At 63.2% G+C, this 16,252-nt stretch carries 16 protein-coding genes; 6 read left to right on the top strand and 10 right to left on the bottom strand.

Going from position 1 to position 16,252, the window contains the following annotated elements; all coding sequences use genetic code 11:
- Window positions 1-25 precede the first annotated feature (25 nt).
- Window positions 26-1,312 carry a GGDEF domain-containing protein gene (locus tag NKI66_RS25090; RefSeq protein ID WP_023813174.1) on the top strand — a complete coding sequence of 429 codons (1,287 nt, stop codon included), beginning with the start codon at window positions 26-28 and terminating at the stop codon, window positions 1,310-1,312.
- 4 nt (window positions 1,313-1,316) lie between these two features.
- Here NKI66_RS25090 and NKI66_RS25085 read toward each other — a convergent pair whose 3' ends face one another.
- Entirely contained in the window at window positions 1,317-1,928 is a 612-nt protein-coding gene (locus NKI66_RS25085; protein WP_128303465.1) for a hypothetical protein, read from the bottom strand.
- Between the two features lie 80 nt (window positions 1,929-2,008).
- Window positions 2,009-3,016 carry a ribonuclease T2 family protein gene (locus tag NKI66_RS25080; protein WP_023813176.1) on the bottom strand — a complete coding sequence of 336 codons (1,008 nt, stop codon included), beginning with the start codon at window positions 3,014-3,016 and terminating at the stop codon, window positions 2,009-2,011.
- A gap of 182 nt (window positions 3,017-3,198) precedes the next feature.
- On the opposite strand from NKI66_RS25080, the gene NKI66_RS25075 reads away from it, so the two are divergent.
- The 3 genes from NKI66_RS25075 to NKI66_RS25065 all read left to right on the top strand — a co-directional run bounded on the left by NKI66_RS25075 (window position 3,199) and on the right by NKI66_RS25065 (window position 7,052).
- A complete protein-coding gene (locus tag NKI66_RS25075) occupies window positions 3,199-4,131 on the top strand; it encodes an alpha/beta fold hydrolase (RefSeq protein ID WP_023813177.1) in 933 nt (310 codons plus the stop codon).
- A 99-nt stretch (window positions 4,132-4,230) separates the two neighbouring features.
- On the top strand, window positions 4,231-5,406 hold the full coding sequence (locus NKI66_RS25070) for a CaiB/BaiF CoA transferase family protein (protein ID WP_023813178.1): 1,176 nt from the start codon (window positions 4,231-4,233) through the stop codon (window positions 5,404-5,406).
- Entirely contained in the window at window positions 5,403-7,052 is a 1,650-nt protein-coding gene (locus tag NKI66_RS25065) for a thiamine pyrophosphate-binding protein (protein WP_023813179.1), read from the top strand. Before NKI66_RS25070 ends, NKI66_RS25065 begins: the two co-directional genes overlap by 4 nt.
- Window positions 7,053-7,104: 52 nt before the next feature.
- Here the strand turns inward: NKI66_RS25065 and NKI66_RS25060 are convergent, their stop codons facing one another.
- Together NKI66_RS25060 and NKI66_RS25055 are read right to left on the bottom strand one after the other, a co-directional pair.
- Window positions 7,105-7,548, bottom strand: a complete 444-nt coding sequence (locus tag NKI66_RS25060; protein ID WP_023813180.1) for a CHRD domain-containing protein — start codon at window positions 7,546-7,548, stop codon at window positions 7,105-7,107.
- Between the two features lie 147 nt (window positions 7,549-7,695).
- Window positions 7,696-8,979 (bottom strand): cystathionine gamma-synthase family protein, encoded by a 1,284-nt coding sequence (locus NKI66_RS25055; RefSeq protein ID WP_352753355.1) that lies wholly within the window; start codon window positions 8,977-8,979, stop codon window positions 7,696-7,698.
- 125 nt (window positions 8,980-9,104) lie between these two features.
- Between NKI66_RS25055 and NKI66_RS25050 the strand changes: the two genes are divergently transcribed.
- Window positions 9,105-9,563, top strand: coding sequence for an Lrp/AsnC family transcriptional regulator (locus NKI66_RS25050; protein WP_023813182.1), 459 nt, complete (start codon window positions 9,105-9,107; stop codon window positions 9,561-9,563).
- Between the two features lie 50 nt (window positions 9,564-9,613).
- On the opposite strand, the gene NKI66_RS25045 is transcribed toward NKI66_RS25050, so the two are convergent.
- From NKI66_RS25045 to NKI66_RS25030, 4 genes are all read right to left on the bottom strand, one after another.
- Window positions 9,614-10,585 (bottom strand): ABC transporter substrate-binding protein, encoded by a 972-nt coding sequence (locus NKI66_RS25045; protein WP_013894623.1) that lies wholly within the window; start codon window positions 10,583-10,585, stop codon window positions 9,614-9,616.
- A gap of 40 nt (window positions 10,586-10,625) precedes the next feature.
- Window positions 10,626-11,780, bottom strand: a complete 1,155-nt coding sequence (locus NKI66_RS25040; RefSeq protein WP_352753353.1) for an ABC transporter permease — start codon at window positions 11,778-11,780, stop codon at window positions 10,626-10,628.
- Complete coding sequence (locus NKI66_RS25035) at window positions 11,777-12,655, bottom strand: ABC transporter permease (RefSeq protein ID WP_023813184.1); 879 nt, start codon at window positions 12,653-12,655, stop codon at window positions 11,777-11,779. Before NKI66_RS25035 ends, NKI66_RS25040 begins: the two co-directional genes overlap by 4 nt.
- A gap of 370 nt (window positions 12,656-13,025) precedes the next feature.
- The gene (locus NKI66_RS25030; RefSeq protein WP_352753351.1) at window positions 13,026-13,817 is read right to left on the bottom strand and encodes an ABC transporter ATP-binding protein; all 792 of its coding nucleotides are present in this window, start codon (window positions 13,815-13,817) and stop codon (window positions 13,026-13,028) included.
- Between the two features lie 127 nt (window positions 13,818-13,944).
- Here NKI66_RS25030 and NKI66_RS25025 point away from each other — a divergent pair, with 127 nt between their 5' ends.
- On the top strand, window positions 13,945-14,349 hold the full coding sequence (locus NKI66_RS25025) for a cupin domain-containing protein (protein ID WP_127296050.1): 405 nt from the start codon (window positions 13,945-13,947) through the stop codon (window positions 14,347-14,349).
- Window positions 14,350-14,384: 35 nt separating this feature from the next.
- On the opposite strand, the gene NKI66_RS25020 is transcribed toward NKI66_RS25025, so the two are convergent.
- Window positions 14,385-14,756 (bottom strand): hypothetical protein, encoded by a 372-nt coding sequence (locus NKI66_RS25020; RefSeq protein WP_023813188.1) that lies wholly within the window; start codon window positions 14,754-14,756, stop codon window positions 14,385-14,387.
- A 2-nt stretch (window positions 14,757-14,758) separates the two neighbouring features.
- Complete coding sequence (gene hydA / locus NKI66_RS25015; protein ID WP_023813189.1) at window positions 14,759-16,210, bottom strand: dihydropyrimidinase; 1,452 nt, start codon at window positions 16,208-16,210, stop codon at window positions 14,759-14,761.
- Window positions 16,211-16,252 lie beyond the last annotated feature (42 nt).

Here is a 16,252-nt window from a genome sequence, read left to right as displayed (position 1 = left end):
CGAGAAAGAGATCGGGTCGACGGCATTGCTGAACAGTTTCCTGCTCCTTGCCGAAGCGGTCGTCTATTTCAGCGTCATGGTGACGCTTTTCCGCTTCCGGAGGCGCATCGGCCTCGGCGTGTTCATCTGCGCGCTCGGTGTCATGCACTTCCTCGAGACCTACCTCGCCAGCGTTTTTTATGTCGCCTTGCCGTTCGGCATGGTCTCGCCTGGCTCGGCGGTGCTGTTTTCCGGCAAGCTGGTGATGCTTTTGCTGCTCTATATGAAAGAGGACGCTGCAACTGTGCGTCAGCCGATCTACGGCCTGCTGCTCGGCAATGCGCTGATGATCGGGCTGGTGCTGCTGCTGCGCCTGCACGTCATCGCGGCACTTCCCGACGGCAGGCTCCCAGACATCGGCTTCATCGACCAGATGGGCTGGCTGATGGTGTGGGGCACGACGCTGCTGTTCGTCGATGCCATCCTGATCATCCTGCTTTATGAAAAGCTCGGGCGTTATCTGCGCAAGGCGCCGTTCGCGCGCATCCTGATTTCGGTCGCTTGCGTGCTGACATTCGACCAGGCCGGGTTTTTCACCGCCCTGCATTTCGTTGCCGGCGCGCCGATAGCCGTCTTTTTCGGCGGCTGGTTCGCCAAGATGGCGGCGGCGGTGACGTTCAGCACCATGCTCGTCGCCTATCTCAAATGGTTCGAGGAGCGCCAAGTCACCGCGCCGCGCGGATTGACCGATATCTTCGATACGCTGACCTATCGCGAACGCTACGAAGCGCTGGTCGAACATGTCGGGCGGGACGGCCTGACCGGCCTGCTGCACCGCGGGCGCTTCGACGCCGACGGTGAAGCCGCCGTCCAGGCCAGCCTGCGCACCGCCAGGCCGCTCAGCCTGCTGATCATCGATGTCGACCATTTCAAATCGATCAATGACCGTTTCGGCCATGCCGAAGGCGACAAGGTGTTGAAGGCGGTCGCGGCCCTGCTTGGCGAGACGGCAAGCGCCGAGGACCAGGTGTTCCGCATCGGCGGCGAGGAATTCGCCATCCTCAGTTCGCGTCCGCACTCGGTCGCCAGGCTGTTCGGCGAAAGCATTCGCCACGCGGTCAAGGGCTCGGCCGCCACCAGTCGCTTCGAGCTCACCGTCAGCGCTGGCGTTTCCAGCGTCAGCGAAACCACGCGCTGCCTTGCCGACCTGTTCGCGCTTGCCGACCAGCGTCTCTACAAGGCGAAGTCGACCGGCCGCGATCGCGTCGTCGGCGAGCCGGGCGGCCAAGAAGCCGACACAGCCGCTGCGCGGACCAAATCCGCACAGATCTAGTTCGTTACGAATTCCTCTGCCGTCGAAAGCCCGTCACGGTCGAAACCGCCATCAGCGCGATCGCCAGCCATTTCAGCACCGTGATGATCGGCCCGGCCTGGATATCGTAGGCAATGAACAGCAGGATGCCCGGCACCAGCAAGCCGCACATGACCAGCATGATGCGGTTGATCTGCCAGGACACTTTTGACGCCAACGCCTCGTCGCCGAGTGCTGGAACCAGCACCGCCCGCACCGTCTTGCCGCCCACCAGCATGGCCGAAAGGTGCATCGAGATCGGCAGACCGAGCCCGATGATCAGGAAAGCGCAAGCGGCCAGCAGGAGCGAAAACTTCAGCGCGCTGGTTTCCGCCGCTATGGGAAACAGCAGCGTCGCCAGCGGCAGGAAGACACCGAAAATGCCGATCGCCGCGATCGTGATGAAGATCGCCGCATTGACGATCGTGAACAGCTGGTAGGTGCCGACGCCGATCGGTTCGGAGAGCGTCCGCATGCGTGCCCACTCGGCGTCGGTATACGAAAAGCCCGGCCATTCCATGCGGGCATCGTTTATCGAGACCATGCCCTTGGCCCAGAAAGCCAGCCGCGCCAGCGCGCTGCTCGTCATGCCATCCATTGCCGCCCCCGCCAGAATGATGCGCTCGCAGCATAGCACCAGGGCGCGGCAGCGCGACAGTCCGGTATCTCTGTTGAGAGTTACTGGAAGCCGATCGCGTCGACATTGCCTGTCGGGCAGCCGGCCTTGTTGGTCGGCACCGAAGCCAGCAGCAGATCCTTAAGCGAGCTGTTGGGCCCGATCGGACCCGCGAGGCCGAGCGTCAGTTCGCCGATCAGCCGCCTGCCGCTCGACGGATCGATGACGCAGGAAACGCGCACGCGATCCCCTGCTCCCGCCCCGAAGGCAGTGTCGAAAGCGCCGCGGATCTGGTCCGCCGTCAGCTTGCCGCCGATGTTCTTGGCAAAGAGTTCGCGCACCGGCGAGCTGTTCACCGCGCGCATCAGGTTGAGCGCATCGGAGAAATAGTCCTGCTGGCTCTTGCCGTAGCAGGTGCCGTGCTTGATCCATTCATGCCGATCGAGGTGGGAGGCCGTGCCAGGCATCACCTGATCGAGTTCCGTGCGGGTGTTGGCGTCAAGATTGACCGGCGGCAGGTCTTTCCAGTGGGCCGGGTTGTCGTTGGCCTTGTCGCTCGCCGTCGCCTGGCAATAGAAATTGCCGTTCGGCTGCGGCCAGAGACCGTGCAAGGTGAAATGCGTGGCGTCGAAATCACCAGCACTCTGCGCCCTGCATTCGGTCTTGTTCGACTTTGTCTCGCAAAACGCCGGCTGCCAGCTCAGCGCGAAGACGTATTCGGGTTTCCCCGATGCCGCCGGCTTGCCTTGCCCGTCAGGTGCGGCCGGCACGGTCGCCGCGCTGCTGCCGGAAACGTGGCCGCAGCTGACCTTCACCCAGCGGCGCTCCGGATCGGCGCCCGGCACCAGGATGAGATAATGCGTCGGCGTATCCTTGTTGCCGGCAAGCAGCTGATAGCTCTGCCCGGCATCGGTCGAGACATTGCCGGGGTTCTTGCCGTTCTTGATGGCTTGCGTTGCCGGACAGGCAGCGTCGGCCACAAAGGAGCCGCTCATCTTGACGTCGGCACGCGCGGCACCGGCCAGCGACGCGGCCAGCATGGCCAATCCGAAAACGACACCAATGCGCATGGAAAATCCTCGGCTGGACAAGTGGGCGACAGACTGAAGCTGTCTCCATGTCAGAATTGCGATATTTTGCTGGCCAAACGCAAGAAACATCGTCGCGAAAAGCGGGTTTGCTGGATTGACGCATAATGTGGGCCGGCGCAAACAAAGCCAACGACGATAATGCAAGGGCGGGACCGAGCGGCATGTCATTCAGCCAGCAGCGCGTGGTTCGCTCCCCAACCGGTGCCGAGCTCAATCTTTTCGTCAGGCAGGCCGATGGCCGGGCACGCGCCGTCGTCCAGATCAATCATGGCCTGGCCGAGCACGCAGCGCGCTATGCCCGCTTTGCCGATTTTCTTGGCTCCCGCGGCTTCGATGTCTATGTCCACGATCATCGCGGCCATGGCGCGACCAAGGCCCCCGACGCGCCGCTCGGCAGGTTCGCCGCCAGCGACGGCCCGGCCAAGGTGATAGCCGATATCGGCACCATCCATGATCTTATCGCCCGCGAACAGCCAAACAGACCGGTCATCCTGTTTGGTCATTCGATGGGAGCGTCGGTCGCGCTGAACTACCTGTTGCGCCACTCGCCGCGCATTCATGCCGCCGCTATCTGGAACGGCAATTTCTCCGAAGGCCTGCTCGGACAGGTGGCGCTGGGCATCCTTGCCTGGGAACGGATGCGGCTCGGCTCCGACGTGCCATCGCGTCTGCTGCCGAAGCTCACCTTCCAGGCCTGGGGCAAGGCGGTGCCCAATCACCGCACATTGTTCGACTGGCTGTCGCGCGACGAGGCGGAAGTGGCGAAATACATCGCCGATCCGCTCTGCGGCTGGGATGCCTCGGTATCGATGTGGCGCGATGTGGTCTCGATGGCGCTGAACGGCGGCAAGGATGCCGGCTTTGCCGGCATCCGGCGCGACCTGCCCATCAGCATCGTCGGCGGCGAAAGAGATCCCGCCTCGGATTATGGCAAAGGGATCACGCATCTTGCCAGCCGCATGCGCGCGATGGGCTTTTCGAATCTGGTTTCAAAGGTTTACGTCGACACCCGCCACGAAAGCCTGAACGAGGTGAATCGCGACATCATCATGGATGATTTCGCCGCCTGGGCCGACAAAGTCCTCAAAGCGTGACGGATTGGCCCATTGCAAGAGCCGTGACAGCCGTTGCAGGGCTTGATAGAGGCTCTGCTTTCGCAGCAGTCACGGTGATTGCGGCAACCACGGTGATCCATGGCTGAGCCCCCGCTGAAAGGCGTCCGCGTCGTCGAACTCGCCCGCATCCTTGCCGGGCCATGGGCCGGGCAGTTGCTTGCCGATCTCGGCGCCGATGTCATCAAGGTCGAAAGCCCCGATGGCGGCGACGACACCCGCAAATGGGGGCCACCCTTCGTCATGGGCAAGGACGGCGAGAACCTGTCGGCCGCCTATTACCATTCCTGCAATCGCGGCAAGCGCTCCATCGCCATCGATTTCTCGACACCGGAAGGGGCCGAGACCGTGCGCCGGCTGGTCGCCACCTCGGACGTGCTGATCGAGAACTTCAAGCTCGGCGGTCTGAAGAAATACGACCTCGACTATGACAGCCTGCGCAAGATCAACCCGCGCCTCGTCTATTGCTCGATCACCGGCTTCGGCCAGGACGGACCCTATGCGCCGCGCGCCGGCTACGACTTCATCATCCAGGCCATGGCCGGCATGATGTCGATCACCGGCGAGGTCGGCCGCGAGCCGCAAAAAGCGGGCGTCGCCATCTCCGACATCTTCACCGGCCTCTATTCGGTCATCGCCATCCAGGCAGCATTGCGCCATGCCGAACAAACCGGCGAAGGCCAGCACGTCGACATGGCGCTCTTCGACACCCAGATCTCGGCGCTCGGCAACCAGAATTTGAACTATCTCGTCTCCGGCAAATCGCCGGTGCAGATGGGCAATGCGCATATGAACATCGCCCCCTACGAGGTGGTGCCGGTCCGGGATGGGCACATCATCCTGGCGGTCGGCAATGACGGCCAGTTCGCCAAATTCTGCGCCGCTGTCGGACTGGGCGACCTGCCTGCCAATCCCGACTTCGCCACCAACCCCGCCCGGGTCGCCAACCGGGTGAAATTGCATGAGCGCATGATCGAGGCGCTGAAGGTTTTTGACCGCGATCCGCTGCTGGCCAAGCTGGAAGCGGCCAGCGTGCCGGCGAGCCCGATCAACACGATCGGCCAGATGTTTGCCGATCCGCAGACGATCGCGCGCGGCATGCGGCTTGATCTCGACGACGGCCATGGCAATCTTCTGCCTTCGGTGCGTGCGCCGATGGTGATGTCGGGCACGCCGCTGGTCTATGAGCGCCCCTCGCCGCGCCTGGGCGAGCACACGCAAGAAATCCTTGCCGAACTGGAGAAGTCTGGACAATGAAGACCGGCGGACAACTCATCGTCGACGCGCTCGAAGCCAACGGCACCGACCGCATCTATTGTGTGCCGGGTGAATCCTATCTGGCGGTGCTCGACGCGCTGCACGATTCTGCGATCCGCACCATCGTCTGCCGCCAGGAAGGCGGTGCCGCGATGATGGCCGATTGCCACGGCCGCCTGACCGGGAAGCCCGGCATCTGCTTCGTCACCCGCGGCCCCGGCGCCACCAACGCCTCGGCCGGCATCCACATCGCCATGCAGGATTCTATACCCGTCATCCTGTTCATCGGCCAGGTCGCCAGCCACGCCAAGGAGCGTGAAGCGTTCCAAGAGGTCGATTATAAGAGGTTCTTCGGCGATATCGCCAAATGGGTGGTCGAGATCGACGACGCCTCGCGCATCCCCGAATTCGTCACCCGCGCCTTCGCGGTGGCGACATCGGGCCGGCCCGGCCCGGTGGTGATCTCGCTGCCCGAAGACATGCTGACCAGCATCGTCGAAGCACCTATCGCCTTGCCGCACACGCCGGTTGAGACACGGCCGGGCGAAGCGGAGCTCGATGCGCTGGAAAAGCTGCTGGCTAAGGCCAAGCGGCCGTTCGTCATCCTCGGCGGCACGCGCTGGGACGCCGAGGCGGTGGCGCAAATGCGCACGGTCGCCGAGGCGTGGTCGCTGCCGGTCGGTTGTTCCTTCCGCCGGCAGATGCTGTTCGATCATCTACATCCGAACTATGCCGGCGATGTCGGCATCGGCATCAACCCCAAGCTGGCCACAGCGATCAAGCAGGCCGATCTCGTGCTCCTGATCGGCGGCCGCATGGGCGAAATGCCGTCCTCGGACTACACGCTGCTGAAAAGCCCCTACCCCGACCAGACACTGGTCCATGTCCATGCCGACGCTGGCGAGCTCGGCCGCGTCTACAGGCCGACACTGGCGATCAACGCCTCGCCTTCTGCCTTCATCGACGCTTTCGCCAAGCGCAAGCCGGCCTCTGAGCCGACTTGGGCAGCCGAGACACCAAAGCTGCATGCCTCCTATCTCGACTGGTCGACGCCACCGGAAGGCGGCCCCGGCTCGGTCCAGATGGGCCCGATCATGAACTACCTCGAAAAGATGCTGCCCGACGACGCCATTCTCACCAACGGCGCCGGCAATTACGCGACCTGGGTGCATCGCTTCCACCGCTTCCGCCGCTTCGCCACTCAAGGTGCGCCGACATCGGGCTCGATGGGCTATGGCACGCCTGCGGCCGTCGCTGCCAAAGAGCTGTTTCCGGAGCGCACCGTGGTCGCCTTCGCCGGCGACGGCTGCTTCCTGATGAACGGGCAGGAATTCGCCACCGCCGTGCAGTATGACCTGCCTATCATTGTGGTCGTCGTCAACAACGGCATCTATGGCACCATCCGCATGCATCAGGAGCGCGAATATCCCGGCCGCGTCGTCGCCACCGATCTTAAGAACCCCGACTTCGCGGCTCTCGCCCGCGCCTATGGCGGCCATGGCGAAACGGTCGACAAGACCGCCGATTTCGCTCCCGCCTTCGAACGTGCCCGCGCCAGCGGCAAGCCGGCGATCGTGGAAATCCGCCTCGACCCCGAAGCGATCACGCCGACCAAGACGATGACGCAGATACGCGACAAGGCGTAGTCCAAACAAAAAAAGAGGCGGTCGCCCGCCCCTTTTCGTCATGCGGCTTGCGCTATTTCGCGGCCTCGATCTGTCCGCGGATTTCGCCGTCCTTGTTGGCTGCCGTGTGCAAATTGACATAATCCTTGCCGCCCATCAGGTCGGCGGCCTGCGCGTCGGTCAGCACGGCCGACCCTTTGATCGGGCTCTTGAGCTTGCCCTTGAACGGGATCGCCACCCCGGCGTTTTCACCCATCGCGGCTGGGCCGTGAATATGCCCGGCGGTCGCCGACCCGCTGAGGCCGGAATATTTGACGTTCCAGCTGAGTTTCTTCGTGGCCGTGTCGAAGGTAAGAGCTGCGGTGCCCTTGCCTTTTGTGGTCACCGGCGGGTTCTGCTGGGCGCCGTCGAGCGTCGCTTTCAGCTTCACCGTCTCGGCCAGGGCCGGCGCTGCCGTAAGGAAGGACGCCGAGATGGCCAGCGCCGAAAGCATCGGCGCCAAGGATTGGATACGCATGAGGATCTCCGTTTGCTGATGACATCCAGCCACGGCTCCCCGGCGCGCGGATGTATCGGCACAACGCTTATAAGAGCGAATGGCTGCGCGCGAGTAACACTTACGTGCAAACTAATGGACCGCGCGATACCCCGGATACGGGGAGCGTCAGACCGCCGTCAGCGCCTGCGTCAGGTCGGCGATCAGATCGTCCGGGTGCTCCACGCCGATCGACAGCCTGACCGTGGTCTCCAGCACGCCGATGCGCTCGCGCACCTCGAAGGGTATGCCCGAGTGCGTCATGGCCGCGGGGTGGCTGGCCAAGGACTCCGTTCCGCCCAGGCTCACCGCCAGCTTGAAGATCTGCAGGTTGTTGAGAAAGGCGAAAGCCGCCTTCTCTCTGCCCTTGATATCGAAGGAGAAGGTCGAGCCGGCACCAGTGCATTGCGCCCTGTAGGTGCGGCCAGCCGGCGTGTCCTCGCCCAGGAACGGCAGGTAATGCACCTTCTCGACCTTGGCATGGTCGCGCAGGAATTCGGCGACCAGCCGCGCATTGTCGTTGGCCCGCTCCATGCGGATCGACAGCGTCTCCAGCGAGCGGCCCAGCATCCAGCAGGAATGCGGGTCGAGCTGCGTGCCGATCGCGCCGCGCAGCGCCTTGATCGGCTTGGTGACCGCCTTGCCGCCCATGGCGGCGCCCGCGATCAGGTCGGAATGGCCGCCGACATATTTGGTCAGCGAATAGACGGACACGTCGGCGCCATGTTCGATCGGCCGCTGGAACACCGGGCCGAGCAGCGTGTTGTCGCAGACGACGATCGGCGTCGACCCCTGGCTCGCGCCGATCTCGTCGGCGATCTTGCGCATCAGCGCGATATCGACCAGGCTGTTGGTCGGATTTGACGGCGTCTCGATCAGGATGACCGACACGCGGCCCTTCGCGACGGCGGCGTCGGAGGCCGTGCGCACCGCCGTGTCGTCGACGCCGTCCGCGAAACCGACAGCACCGATGCCGAAACCGGAGAGCGTGCGCGTCAAAAGCGTCTCGGTGCCGCCGTAAAGCGGCTGCGAATGAAGGATGACGTCGCCCGGCCTGATATAGGCGAGCAGTGTCGTGGCGATCGCCGACATGCCTGATGAAAACAGGATGCAGGCATCCGTCCCTTCATAGATCGCCAGACGGTCCTCGACGATCTCGCTGTTGGGATGGTTAAAGCGCGAATAGACCAGGCCGGACGCCGTGCCGCTCGGCGGCTCCTTGCGGCCGGAGGTGTAATCGAAGAAGTCGCGTCCTTCTTCCGCCGACTTGAACACGAAGGTCGAGGTCAGGAACACCGGCGGCTTGACCGCGCCTTCCGAAAGCTGCGGATCGAAGCCATAGCTCAGCATCAGCGTCTGCGGGTGGAGCTTGTGGTTGCCGATATGGGTTTTCGACGGGCGTGGCGCGGTCATGATCTTTCCTGCCTGTTCGAGTGAAATATTGAACGGCAATTTATGCGATCCTGTTCCACCAGTTCTTGCTATTTTGGGGCTCTCATGGCTGCATTCCCGCAACAAATTGCCCGGAGAGACCGAACGTGCAGCAGAAGATAGCCGACGATTTCGACCGCAAGATCCTGCGTGAGCTGCAAGCCGACGCCCGCATCACCAACCACGAGCTTGCCGAGCGGATCGGTCTGTCGCCATCGCCCTGCCTGAGGCGGGTGCGGCGGTTGGAGGAGACCGGAATTATCAGGGGCTACACCACGCTGGTCGATCCCTCAGCCTTTGGCTGGAGCATGGTCGCCATCGCCACCATCCGGCTCAGCCGTCAGAACGAAGACGAGATCGTGATGTTCGAGGACGCGATCCGCGGCTGGGAAGAGGTGCTGGAATGCCACCTCGTCACCGGTTCACGCGACTATGTGCTGAAGGTGGTGACGGGAAACCTCGAACAGTACGAGCGCTTCATCAAGGAAAAGATCGCGCGGCTGAAATGCGTCGCCTCGATCGAAACCAGTTTCGTCATGAACACCATAAAGGAACGGCGCCTCTGACATTTCTGCCGGAGGCGCCGCTTTCTGGATAGATGTGTTGCCGACTAGGCTTACTTCACGGCCTTGTCGGTGATGGCAGTGGTGTAGGCGCCGGTCGGCTCCTTGGTGATGATCTTCTGGTCGAGCAGCGCCTTGGCGGTGCGTTCGTAGGTCGCCGGGTCGAGCTTGCCGTCGGCATTGTCGATCAGCTTGGCGACTTCGCTCATCATGCGCTTCTGGTGGTTCTCGTCCTGGCCGCCGCCGTCCATGACGATGCCCGCGGCCTCGTCATTGTTGTCGATGGCGTATTTCCAGCCCTTCATCGAGGCGCGCACGAAACGCACCATCTTGTCTTCGAAGGCCGGGTCCTTGAGCTTGTCTTCGGACGCATAGAGCCCGTCCTCGAGCAGGTCGTTGCCCATGGCCGAGTAGTTGAACACGGTCAGCTGTTCGGGCTTGTAGCCGGCGTCGATCAACTGCCAGTACTCGTTGTAGGTCATGACCGAGATACAATCCGCCTGCTTCTGGATCAGCGGCTGCACGTCGAAGCTCTGCTTCAAGACGGTGACGCCGTCCGGGCCGCCGTCGGTCTTGAGGCCGAGCTTGTTCATCCAGGCGTAGAACGGATACTCGTTGCCGAAGAACCAGACGCCGAGCGTGTGGCCCTTGAAGTCGGCTTCGGTCTTGATCGGGCCGTCCTTCGGGCAGACCAGTTCCATGCCGGCCTTCTTGAACGGCTGGGCGATGTTGACCAGCGGCACACCCTTTTCGCGGGCAGCCAGCGCACCGCCCATCCAGTCGACGATGACATCGGCGCCGCCGCCGGCGATCACCTGCTCGGGCGCGATATCGGGACCGCCCGGCTTGATGTCGACGTCGAGACCTTCGGCCTCATAGAAACCCTTGGCCTTGGCGACATAGTAGCCGGCAAACTGGGCCTGCGTGACCCATTTCAGTTGCAACGTCACCTTGTCGGCGGCCATTGCCTGGAACGCGGCGAGCGACATCGCGCCGGCCAGAACGGGAATAATCAGTCTTTTCATTTTTTTACCCTCTGAAGTTAGTGCCCTAAACCCACCGCCCCTATCCACCACGGACAGAGGGATGCCAAAACGTGACGGCTCTTTCGACAAGAGCGACCACGCCATAAAAGACCGAACCCGCAAGTGCTGCAACTGCGATTTCGGCCCAGACCATGTCGATGTTCATCCGCCCGACCTCGGTCGAGATGCGGAAGCCCATACCGACGACAGGCGTGCCGAAGAACTCGGCAACGATGGCCCCGATCAGCGCCAGCGTCGAGTTGATCTTCAGCGCGTTGAAGATGAAGGGCGCTGCGGCCGGCAGCCTGAGCTTCAGCAGCGTCGGCCAGTAGCCCGACGCATAGGTGCGCATCAGGTCGCGCTCCATGTGGCCGGAGGCGGCAAGGCCGGCGACCGTGTTCACCAGCATCGGGAAGAAGGTCATGATGATGACCACCGCCGCCTTGGACTGCCAGTCGAAGCCGAACCACATCACCATGATCGGTGCCACGCCGATGATCGGCAGCGCCGAGACCATGTTGCCGATAGGCAAGAGCCCGCGCCGCAGGAACGGCACACGGTCGGCGAGGACCGCGGTGATGAAGCCGGCGCCGCTGCCCACGACATAGCCAAAGATCACCGCCTTGAAGATGGTCTGGCGGACATCGGCGCCGAGCACCGGCAGCGAACCGGCGATGCGTGCGCCGATGGCGCTTGGCGGCGGCAGCAGGATGAAGGGTATGCCGGCCCCGCGCGTCACCGCTTCCCAGATGATCAGTATCCAGGCGCCGAAGATGGCCGGGATGATCAGGCGCAGCGCGGTGCGAGCCCATTTGGCGAAGGGACGCAATGATGACAGCACCGCCACGCAGCGCCAGCCAAGCAGCCAGGCACCCGTGAGCAGCAGGAAATAGGGCGCCCGTGCCAGGCCCTCGAAGCCGGCGATGCCGCCAATCAGCAGCCAGGCGACCAGATGTGCGCCGATGAAAAGCACAACCGCTTCGACGACGGACGGTATTCTGGCCATCGTGATCAAGGCAACAAGAAGCAGCACGCCGAAGATCAGCCAGTTCGTCGCCACATAGGGGTATATCAACGTCCCTGAAGGCTGCGCCAGTGCATCGACTTTCGGCGCGGCGATCGGGCCGAGCGCCACAGCGATCAAGCACAGCGTGATCGCCAGCACCGCTTGCCAGGAGGGTTTCAGCCGGTTCATGCCGGCCTCCCGCCCATGGCGCGGTCGACGAGGCGCCCGGCAATGCCGACCACCATGACCAGAAGAGCCGCCACCACCGAACCGGCGACCAGCGCCGACCAGATGTCGATGGACTGGCTGTAATAGGCGCCAGCCAAAAGCTTGGCACCGATGCCGGCGACAGCGCCGGTCGGCAGTTCGCCGACGATGGCGCCGACCAGGCTTGCCGCCACCGCCACCTTCATCGAGGTGAACAGGAACGGCACCGAAGCCGGCACGCGCAACTTCCAGAAGGTTTGCGCACGACTGGCATTGTAGGTGTGCATCAGGTCGAGATGCATGATCTCGGGCGAGCGCAGCCCCTTCACCATGCCCACAGTCACCGGGAAGAACGACAGATAGGTGGAGATCATCGCCTTCGGGATCAGGCCGCTGATGCCGATCGCCCCCAGCACGACGATGATCATCGGCGCCACCGCCAGGATGGGGATGGTCTGCGAGGCGATGATCCACGGCATCAGGCTGCGGTCGAGCGTCGCCACATGCACGATGCCGACCGCAATGATGATGCCGAGCGCGGTGCCGAAGGCAAAGCCGAGCAGCGTCGACGACAGCGTCACCCAGGCATTGTAGACGAGGCTGCGGTTCGAGGTGATAGGCCGCAGGAAGGTGTTCTCGAAGAAATTCACCGCCACCTGATGCGGCGCCGGCAATGTCGGCTTCGGCTGCGACAACGTCTTGCCGATGAGTTCGCTGAACGTGGAGGTCTCATTGGCACGGCGGTCGAGATCGCGCTGGAACGGTGTGTTGAGGATGACAGCGAAGACATACCAGAGCACGACCACCCCAGCGAGGATCGAGGTGACGGGGATGAGTTTGTCGCGGAAGGTGTCCATCTAGCAGGCCTCGCCGGACAGGCGTGCGCTCTGCGTAACGCGAGCGACCCACCACGCGTTCGTCATCCTAGGGCGAAGCAAGGAGCGAAGCGACGCGGCGCAGACCCTAGGATCCATGCCGTTACCTCTCCGCTCCGCAACGGTGCCGAACATGATCCCCTCTGCCTCGCCCTGCTTGGCCGATATTCTCAACCGTTTTGGCCTTTCGGCAGACGTCACGGCATGGATCCTAGGGTCTGCGCTCGCCGCTTCGCATCGGCTCCGCCCTAGGATGACGAAGGCGCGGGTGGCCGCCCCCTCACCCGACCTCCGCTTCGCTCCGGCCACCCTCTCCCCGGTGGGGAGAGGAAGGAGCCCGTCGTTTGCTCCCTCAATCATCATAGCTGTGCCCTGCCCGCAGCCCGTCGCGCACGCGCGCTGCGATCGCCAGAAACTCCCGCGTCTCGCGGATGTCGAGCGGCCGCTCTCTCGGCAGCGTCGATTCGATGATGTCGCTGACGCGGCCCGGGCGCGGTGACATGACGACGATGCGCGTCGACAGATAGACGGCTTCCGGAATGGAATGCGTGACGAAGCAGATGGTCTTGTTGGTGCGTCCCCACAATTCCAGCAATTGCTCGTTGAGATGATCGCGCACGATCTCGTCCAGCGCGCCGAACGGCTCGTCCATCAGCAGCAGGTCGGCGTCGAAGGCCAGCGCACGGGCGATCGAGGCGCGCTGCTGCATGCCGCCCGAGAGCTGCCAGGGATATTTCTTCTCGAAACCAGAGAGGTTGACGAGGTCGAGCGTGCGCTTGATACGCTCGCCTTGCTCCGCCTTGGACAGACCCATGATCTCCAGCGGCAGCCCGACATTGCGCTCGATCGTCCGCCACGGAAACAGGGCGGCGGCCTGGAAAACATAGCCATAGGCGCGTTTCTCGCGCGCCTGTTCTGCTGTCATGCCGTTGACCGAAATCGTCCCCGAGGTCGGCTTCTCCAAATCGGCGATGACGCGCAGCAGCGTGGTCTTGCCGCAGCCCGAAGGCCCGATGAAGGAGACGAACTCCCCTTTGCCGATGGTGAGATCGACATTGGACAGCGCCTGCACCGGCCCGTCATTGGTCTGGAAGGTCAGTCCGAGTTTGCTTGCCGCGACGACGGCTGGCGAAGTCCCCGTCATCGGCTGCCGCCTGCCTGTTTCCGTCCCTGCGGCGGCTGGAATCCGATTGCTTTTATCGCGATGTTGTTTTCCACTCGCCCTGTCCCATTGGTCTTGTCCCACTCGATCGACGCCCGGAGTTTCCCCGATGTCGCCCAAACCCACTTGTCATCTTATCCGCCCTGAAAGCACTTATGAAGGCAAGCAGGGATTGACCTATTTCGCCGGCATTACCGCCGAAACCGTCGGCGCCTCCGGCATCTGCATGCACATGCTCACCATCCCGCCCGGCGCGCGCGCCAAGGCGCATATGCATGAGAGCCACGAGACGGCGATCTATGTGCTCTCCGGCGAAGTCCACACTTGGTACGGCGACCGGCTCGAGCATCATATCGTCACCAAGGCCGGCGACCTTTTCTATATTCCCGCCGGCGTGCCGCATCTGCCGGCCAATCTGAGCAGCGCCCCGTCTTCGGCCGTCATTGCGCGCACCGATCCCAACGAACAGGAAAGCGTCGTCCTGCTGCCGGAACTGGATGCGCTGGTCGCGTGAGGCCAGCATCGACGGAATGGCCGCCATCGGCACCGTCACGAACATAATTGCAGCGGCCCCATTTCCTCAAGGCCGGGGATGGTGACGAAGAAACCATCCTCCCCCTTGTTGGTGACCATGACGGTTTCGATTGTCGTTCCCGCCTCGCCTTCCGCCGAACAGGTCGCGCCAAGCGATTGCGCGCCCAGCACCGATGTCAATTGCTGTGTGAACCGGCAGCCGCTGCCATAGGTCTCGACGCCTTCGGCGGTCAGCACGATATAGGCATCGCTCTCCTGATAACCGGCTTTGACGCCGGCGCAGCCGACATCATTGCCCCAGGAGCCGGCCAGTAGGCCGTCCGCTGCTGCCGGACCTGAGGCAGTTGCCATCAGGACCAACGAAATGAGCGCGGCCGAACGCGCCAAGCTCAAACCCCGGTCGCCGGGATGCCGGTGCGTTCCACCTTCCGCGGCGCGGAGATTTCCTTCCACGTCGACAGCGCCCGGTTGACCGCCGCATTCGGCTCGCGGCCGACGAATTCTCCATGCCCGGGCTTGGCCTTGATCTCGGCCTCCTGGATCGACAGTTCGCCGCGCGAGAACACGAACCGCGGCAGACCGGTCACCTCGAACCCTTCGAACACGTTGTAGTCGATGACGGACTGCTGCTGCTTAGAAGTGATCTTCTTCTTTCGCTTGGGATCCCAGACGACGATGTCGGCATCCGCGCCTTCGACGATGGCGCCCTTTTTCGGATACATGTTGAGGATCTTGGCGATGTTGGTCGAGGTCACCGCGACGAACTCGTTCATCGTCAGCCGGCCGGTGTTGACGCCCGTCGTCCACAGCACCGGCATGCGGTCTTCGAGCCCGCCGGTGCCGTTCGGGATCTTGGTGAAATCTCCGACGCCGTTGCGCTTCTGCTTGGTGGTGAAAGCGCAATGGTCGGTCGCCACCACCTGCAGCGAGCCCGCCTGCAGGCCGGCCCACAGCGAATCCTGGTGCAATTTGTTGCGGAAGGGCGGGCTCATCACGCGGCGCGCCGCATGATCCCAGTCTTTGTCGAAATACTCGCTCTCGTCCAGCGTCAGGTGCTGGATCAGCGGTTCGCCGAACACCCGCATGCCCTTCTGCCGCGCCCGGCGGATCGCCTCATGGCTCTGCTCGCAGGAGACATGCACGACATAGAGCGGCACGCCGGCCATGTCGGCGATCATGATGGCGCGGTTGGTCGCCTCGCCTTCCACTTCGGGTGGCCGTGAATAGGCGTGGCCCTCGGGGCCGTTGTTGCCGGCAGCCAGCAGCTTCTGCGACAGGGCGGCAACGACGTCGCCATTCTCGGCATGCACCAGCGGCAGCGCGCCGAGATCGGCGCAGCGCTGGAACGACGCATACATCTCGTCGTCGTCGACCATCAGCGCGCCCTTGTAGGCCATGAAATGCTTGAACGAGGTGATGCCCTTGTCGACGACAGTGGCCATCTCGTCGAACACCTGCTTGCCCCACCAGGTGATCGCCATGTGGAAGGAGTAGTCGCAGGACGCCTTCGAGGTCTTGTTGTCCCACATCTGCAAGGCTTCGAGCAGCGACTGCTGCGGCGCCGGCAGGCAGAAATCGACCACCATCGTCGTGCCGCCGGAGAGCGCCGCGCGCGTGCCGGATTCGAAATCATCGGCCGAATAGGTGCCCATGAACGGCATTTCGAGATGGGTGTGCGGGTCGATGCCGCCCGGCATGATATAGCAGCCGGTGGCATCGAACTCGTGGTCGCCATGCAGGCCCGAACCGATGGCCACGATCTTGCCGTGCTGCATCAGCACATCGGCCTTCCAGGTGCGGTCGGCAGTGACGATGGTGCCGTTTCGGATGACTTTGGTCATTGGTTGTTCCCTTGTTCTTGCCGCGCTTCTTACGAGCGTCTC

This window comes from Mesorhizobium sp. M0518, from assembly GCF_040321125.1.
Classification (GTDB): domain Bacteria; phylum Pseudomonadota; class Alphaproteobacteria; order Rhizobiales; family Rhizobiaceae; genus Mesorhizobium.
Note: the sequence above shows the minus strand (reverse complement) of the source record. Positions and strands in the feature narration are given on the sequence as shown.

Coding starts and splice junctions, on each gene's coding strand:
- NKI66_RS25085 (WP_128303465.1), bottom strand. CDS start 1,928: ATGGATGGCATGACGAGCAGCGCGCTGGCGCGGCTGGCTTTCTGGGCC.
- NKI66_RS25080 (WP_023813176.1), bottom strand. CDS start 3,016: ATGCGCATTGGTGTCGTTTTCGGATTGGCCATGCTGGCCGCGTCGCTG.
- NKI66_RS25075 (WP_023813177.1), top strand. CDS start 3,199: ATGTCATTCAGCCAGCAGCGCGTGGTTCGCTCCCCAACCGGTGCCGAG.
- NKI66_RS25070 (WP_023813178.1), top strand. CDS start 4,231: ATGGCTGAGCCCCCGCTGAAAGGCGTCCGCGTCGTCGAACTCGCCCGC.
- NKI66_RS25065 (WP_023813179.1), top strand. CDS start 5,403: ATGAAGACCGGCGGACAACTCATCGTCGACGCGCTCGAAGCCAACGGC.
- NKI66_RS25060 (WP_023813180.1), bottom strand. CDS start 7,548: ATGCGTATCCAATCCTTGGCGCCGATGCTTTCGGCGCTGGCCATCTCG.
- NKI66_RS25055 (WP_352753355.1), bottom strand. CDS start 8,979: ATGACCGCGCCACGCCCGTCGAAAACCCATATCGGCAACCACAAGCTC.
- NKI66_RS25045 (WP_013894623.1), bottom strand. CDS start 10,585: ATGAAAAGACTGATTATTCCCGTTCTGGCCGGCGCGATGTCGCTCGCC.
- NKI66_RS25040 (WP_352753353.1), bottom strand. CDS start 11,780: ATGAACCGGCTGAAACCCTCCTGGCAAGCGGTGCTGGCGATCACGCTG.
- NKI66_RS25035 (WP_023813184.1), bottom strand. CDS start 12,655: ATGGACACCTTCCGCGACAAACTCATCCCCGTCACCTCGATCCTCGCT.
- NKI66_RS25030 (WP_352753351.1), bottom strand. CDS start 13,817: ATGACGGGGACTTCGCCAGCCGTCGTCGCGGCAAGCAAACTCGGACTG.
- NKI66_RS25025 (WP_127296050.1), top strand. CDS start 13,945: ATGTCGCCCAAACCCACTTGTCATCTTATCCGCCCTGAAAGCACTTAT.
- hydA (WP_023813189.1), bottom strand. CDS start 16,210: ATGACCAAAGTCATCCGAAACGGCACCATCGTCACTGCCGACCGCACC.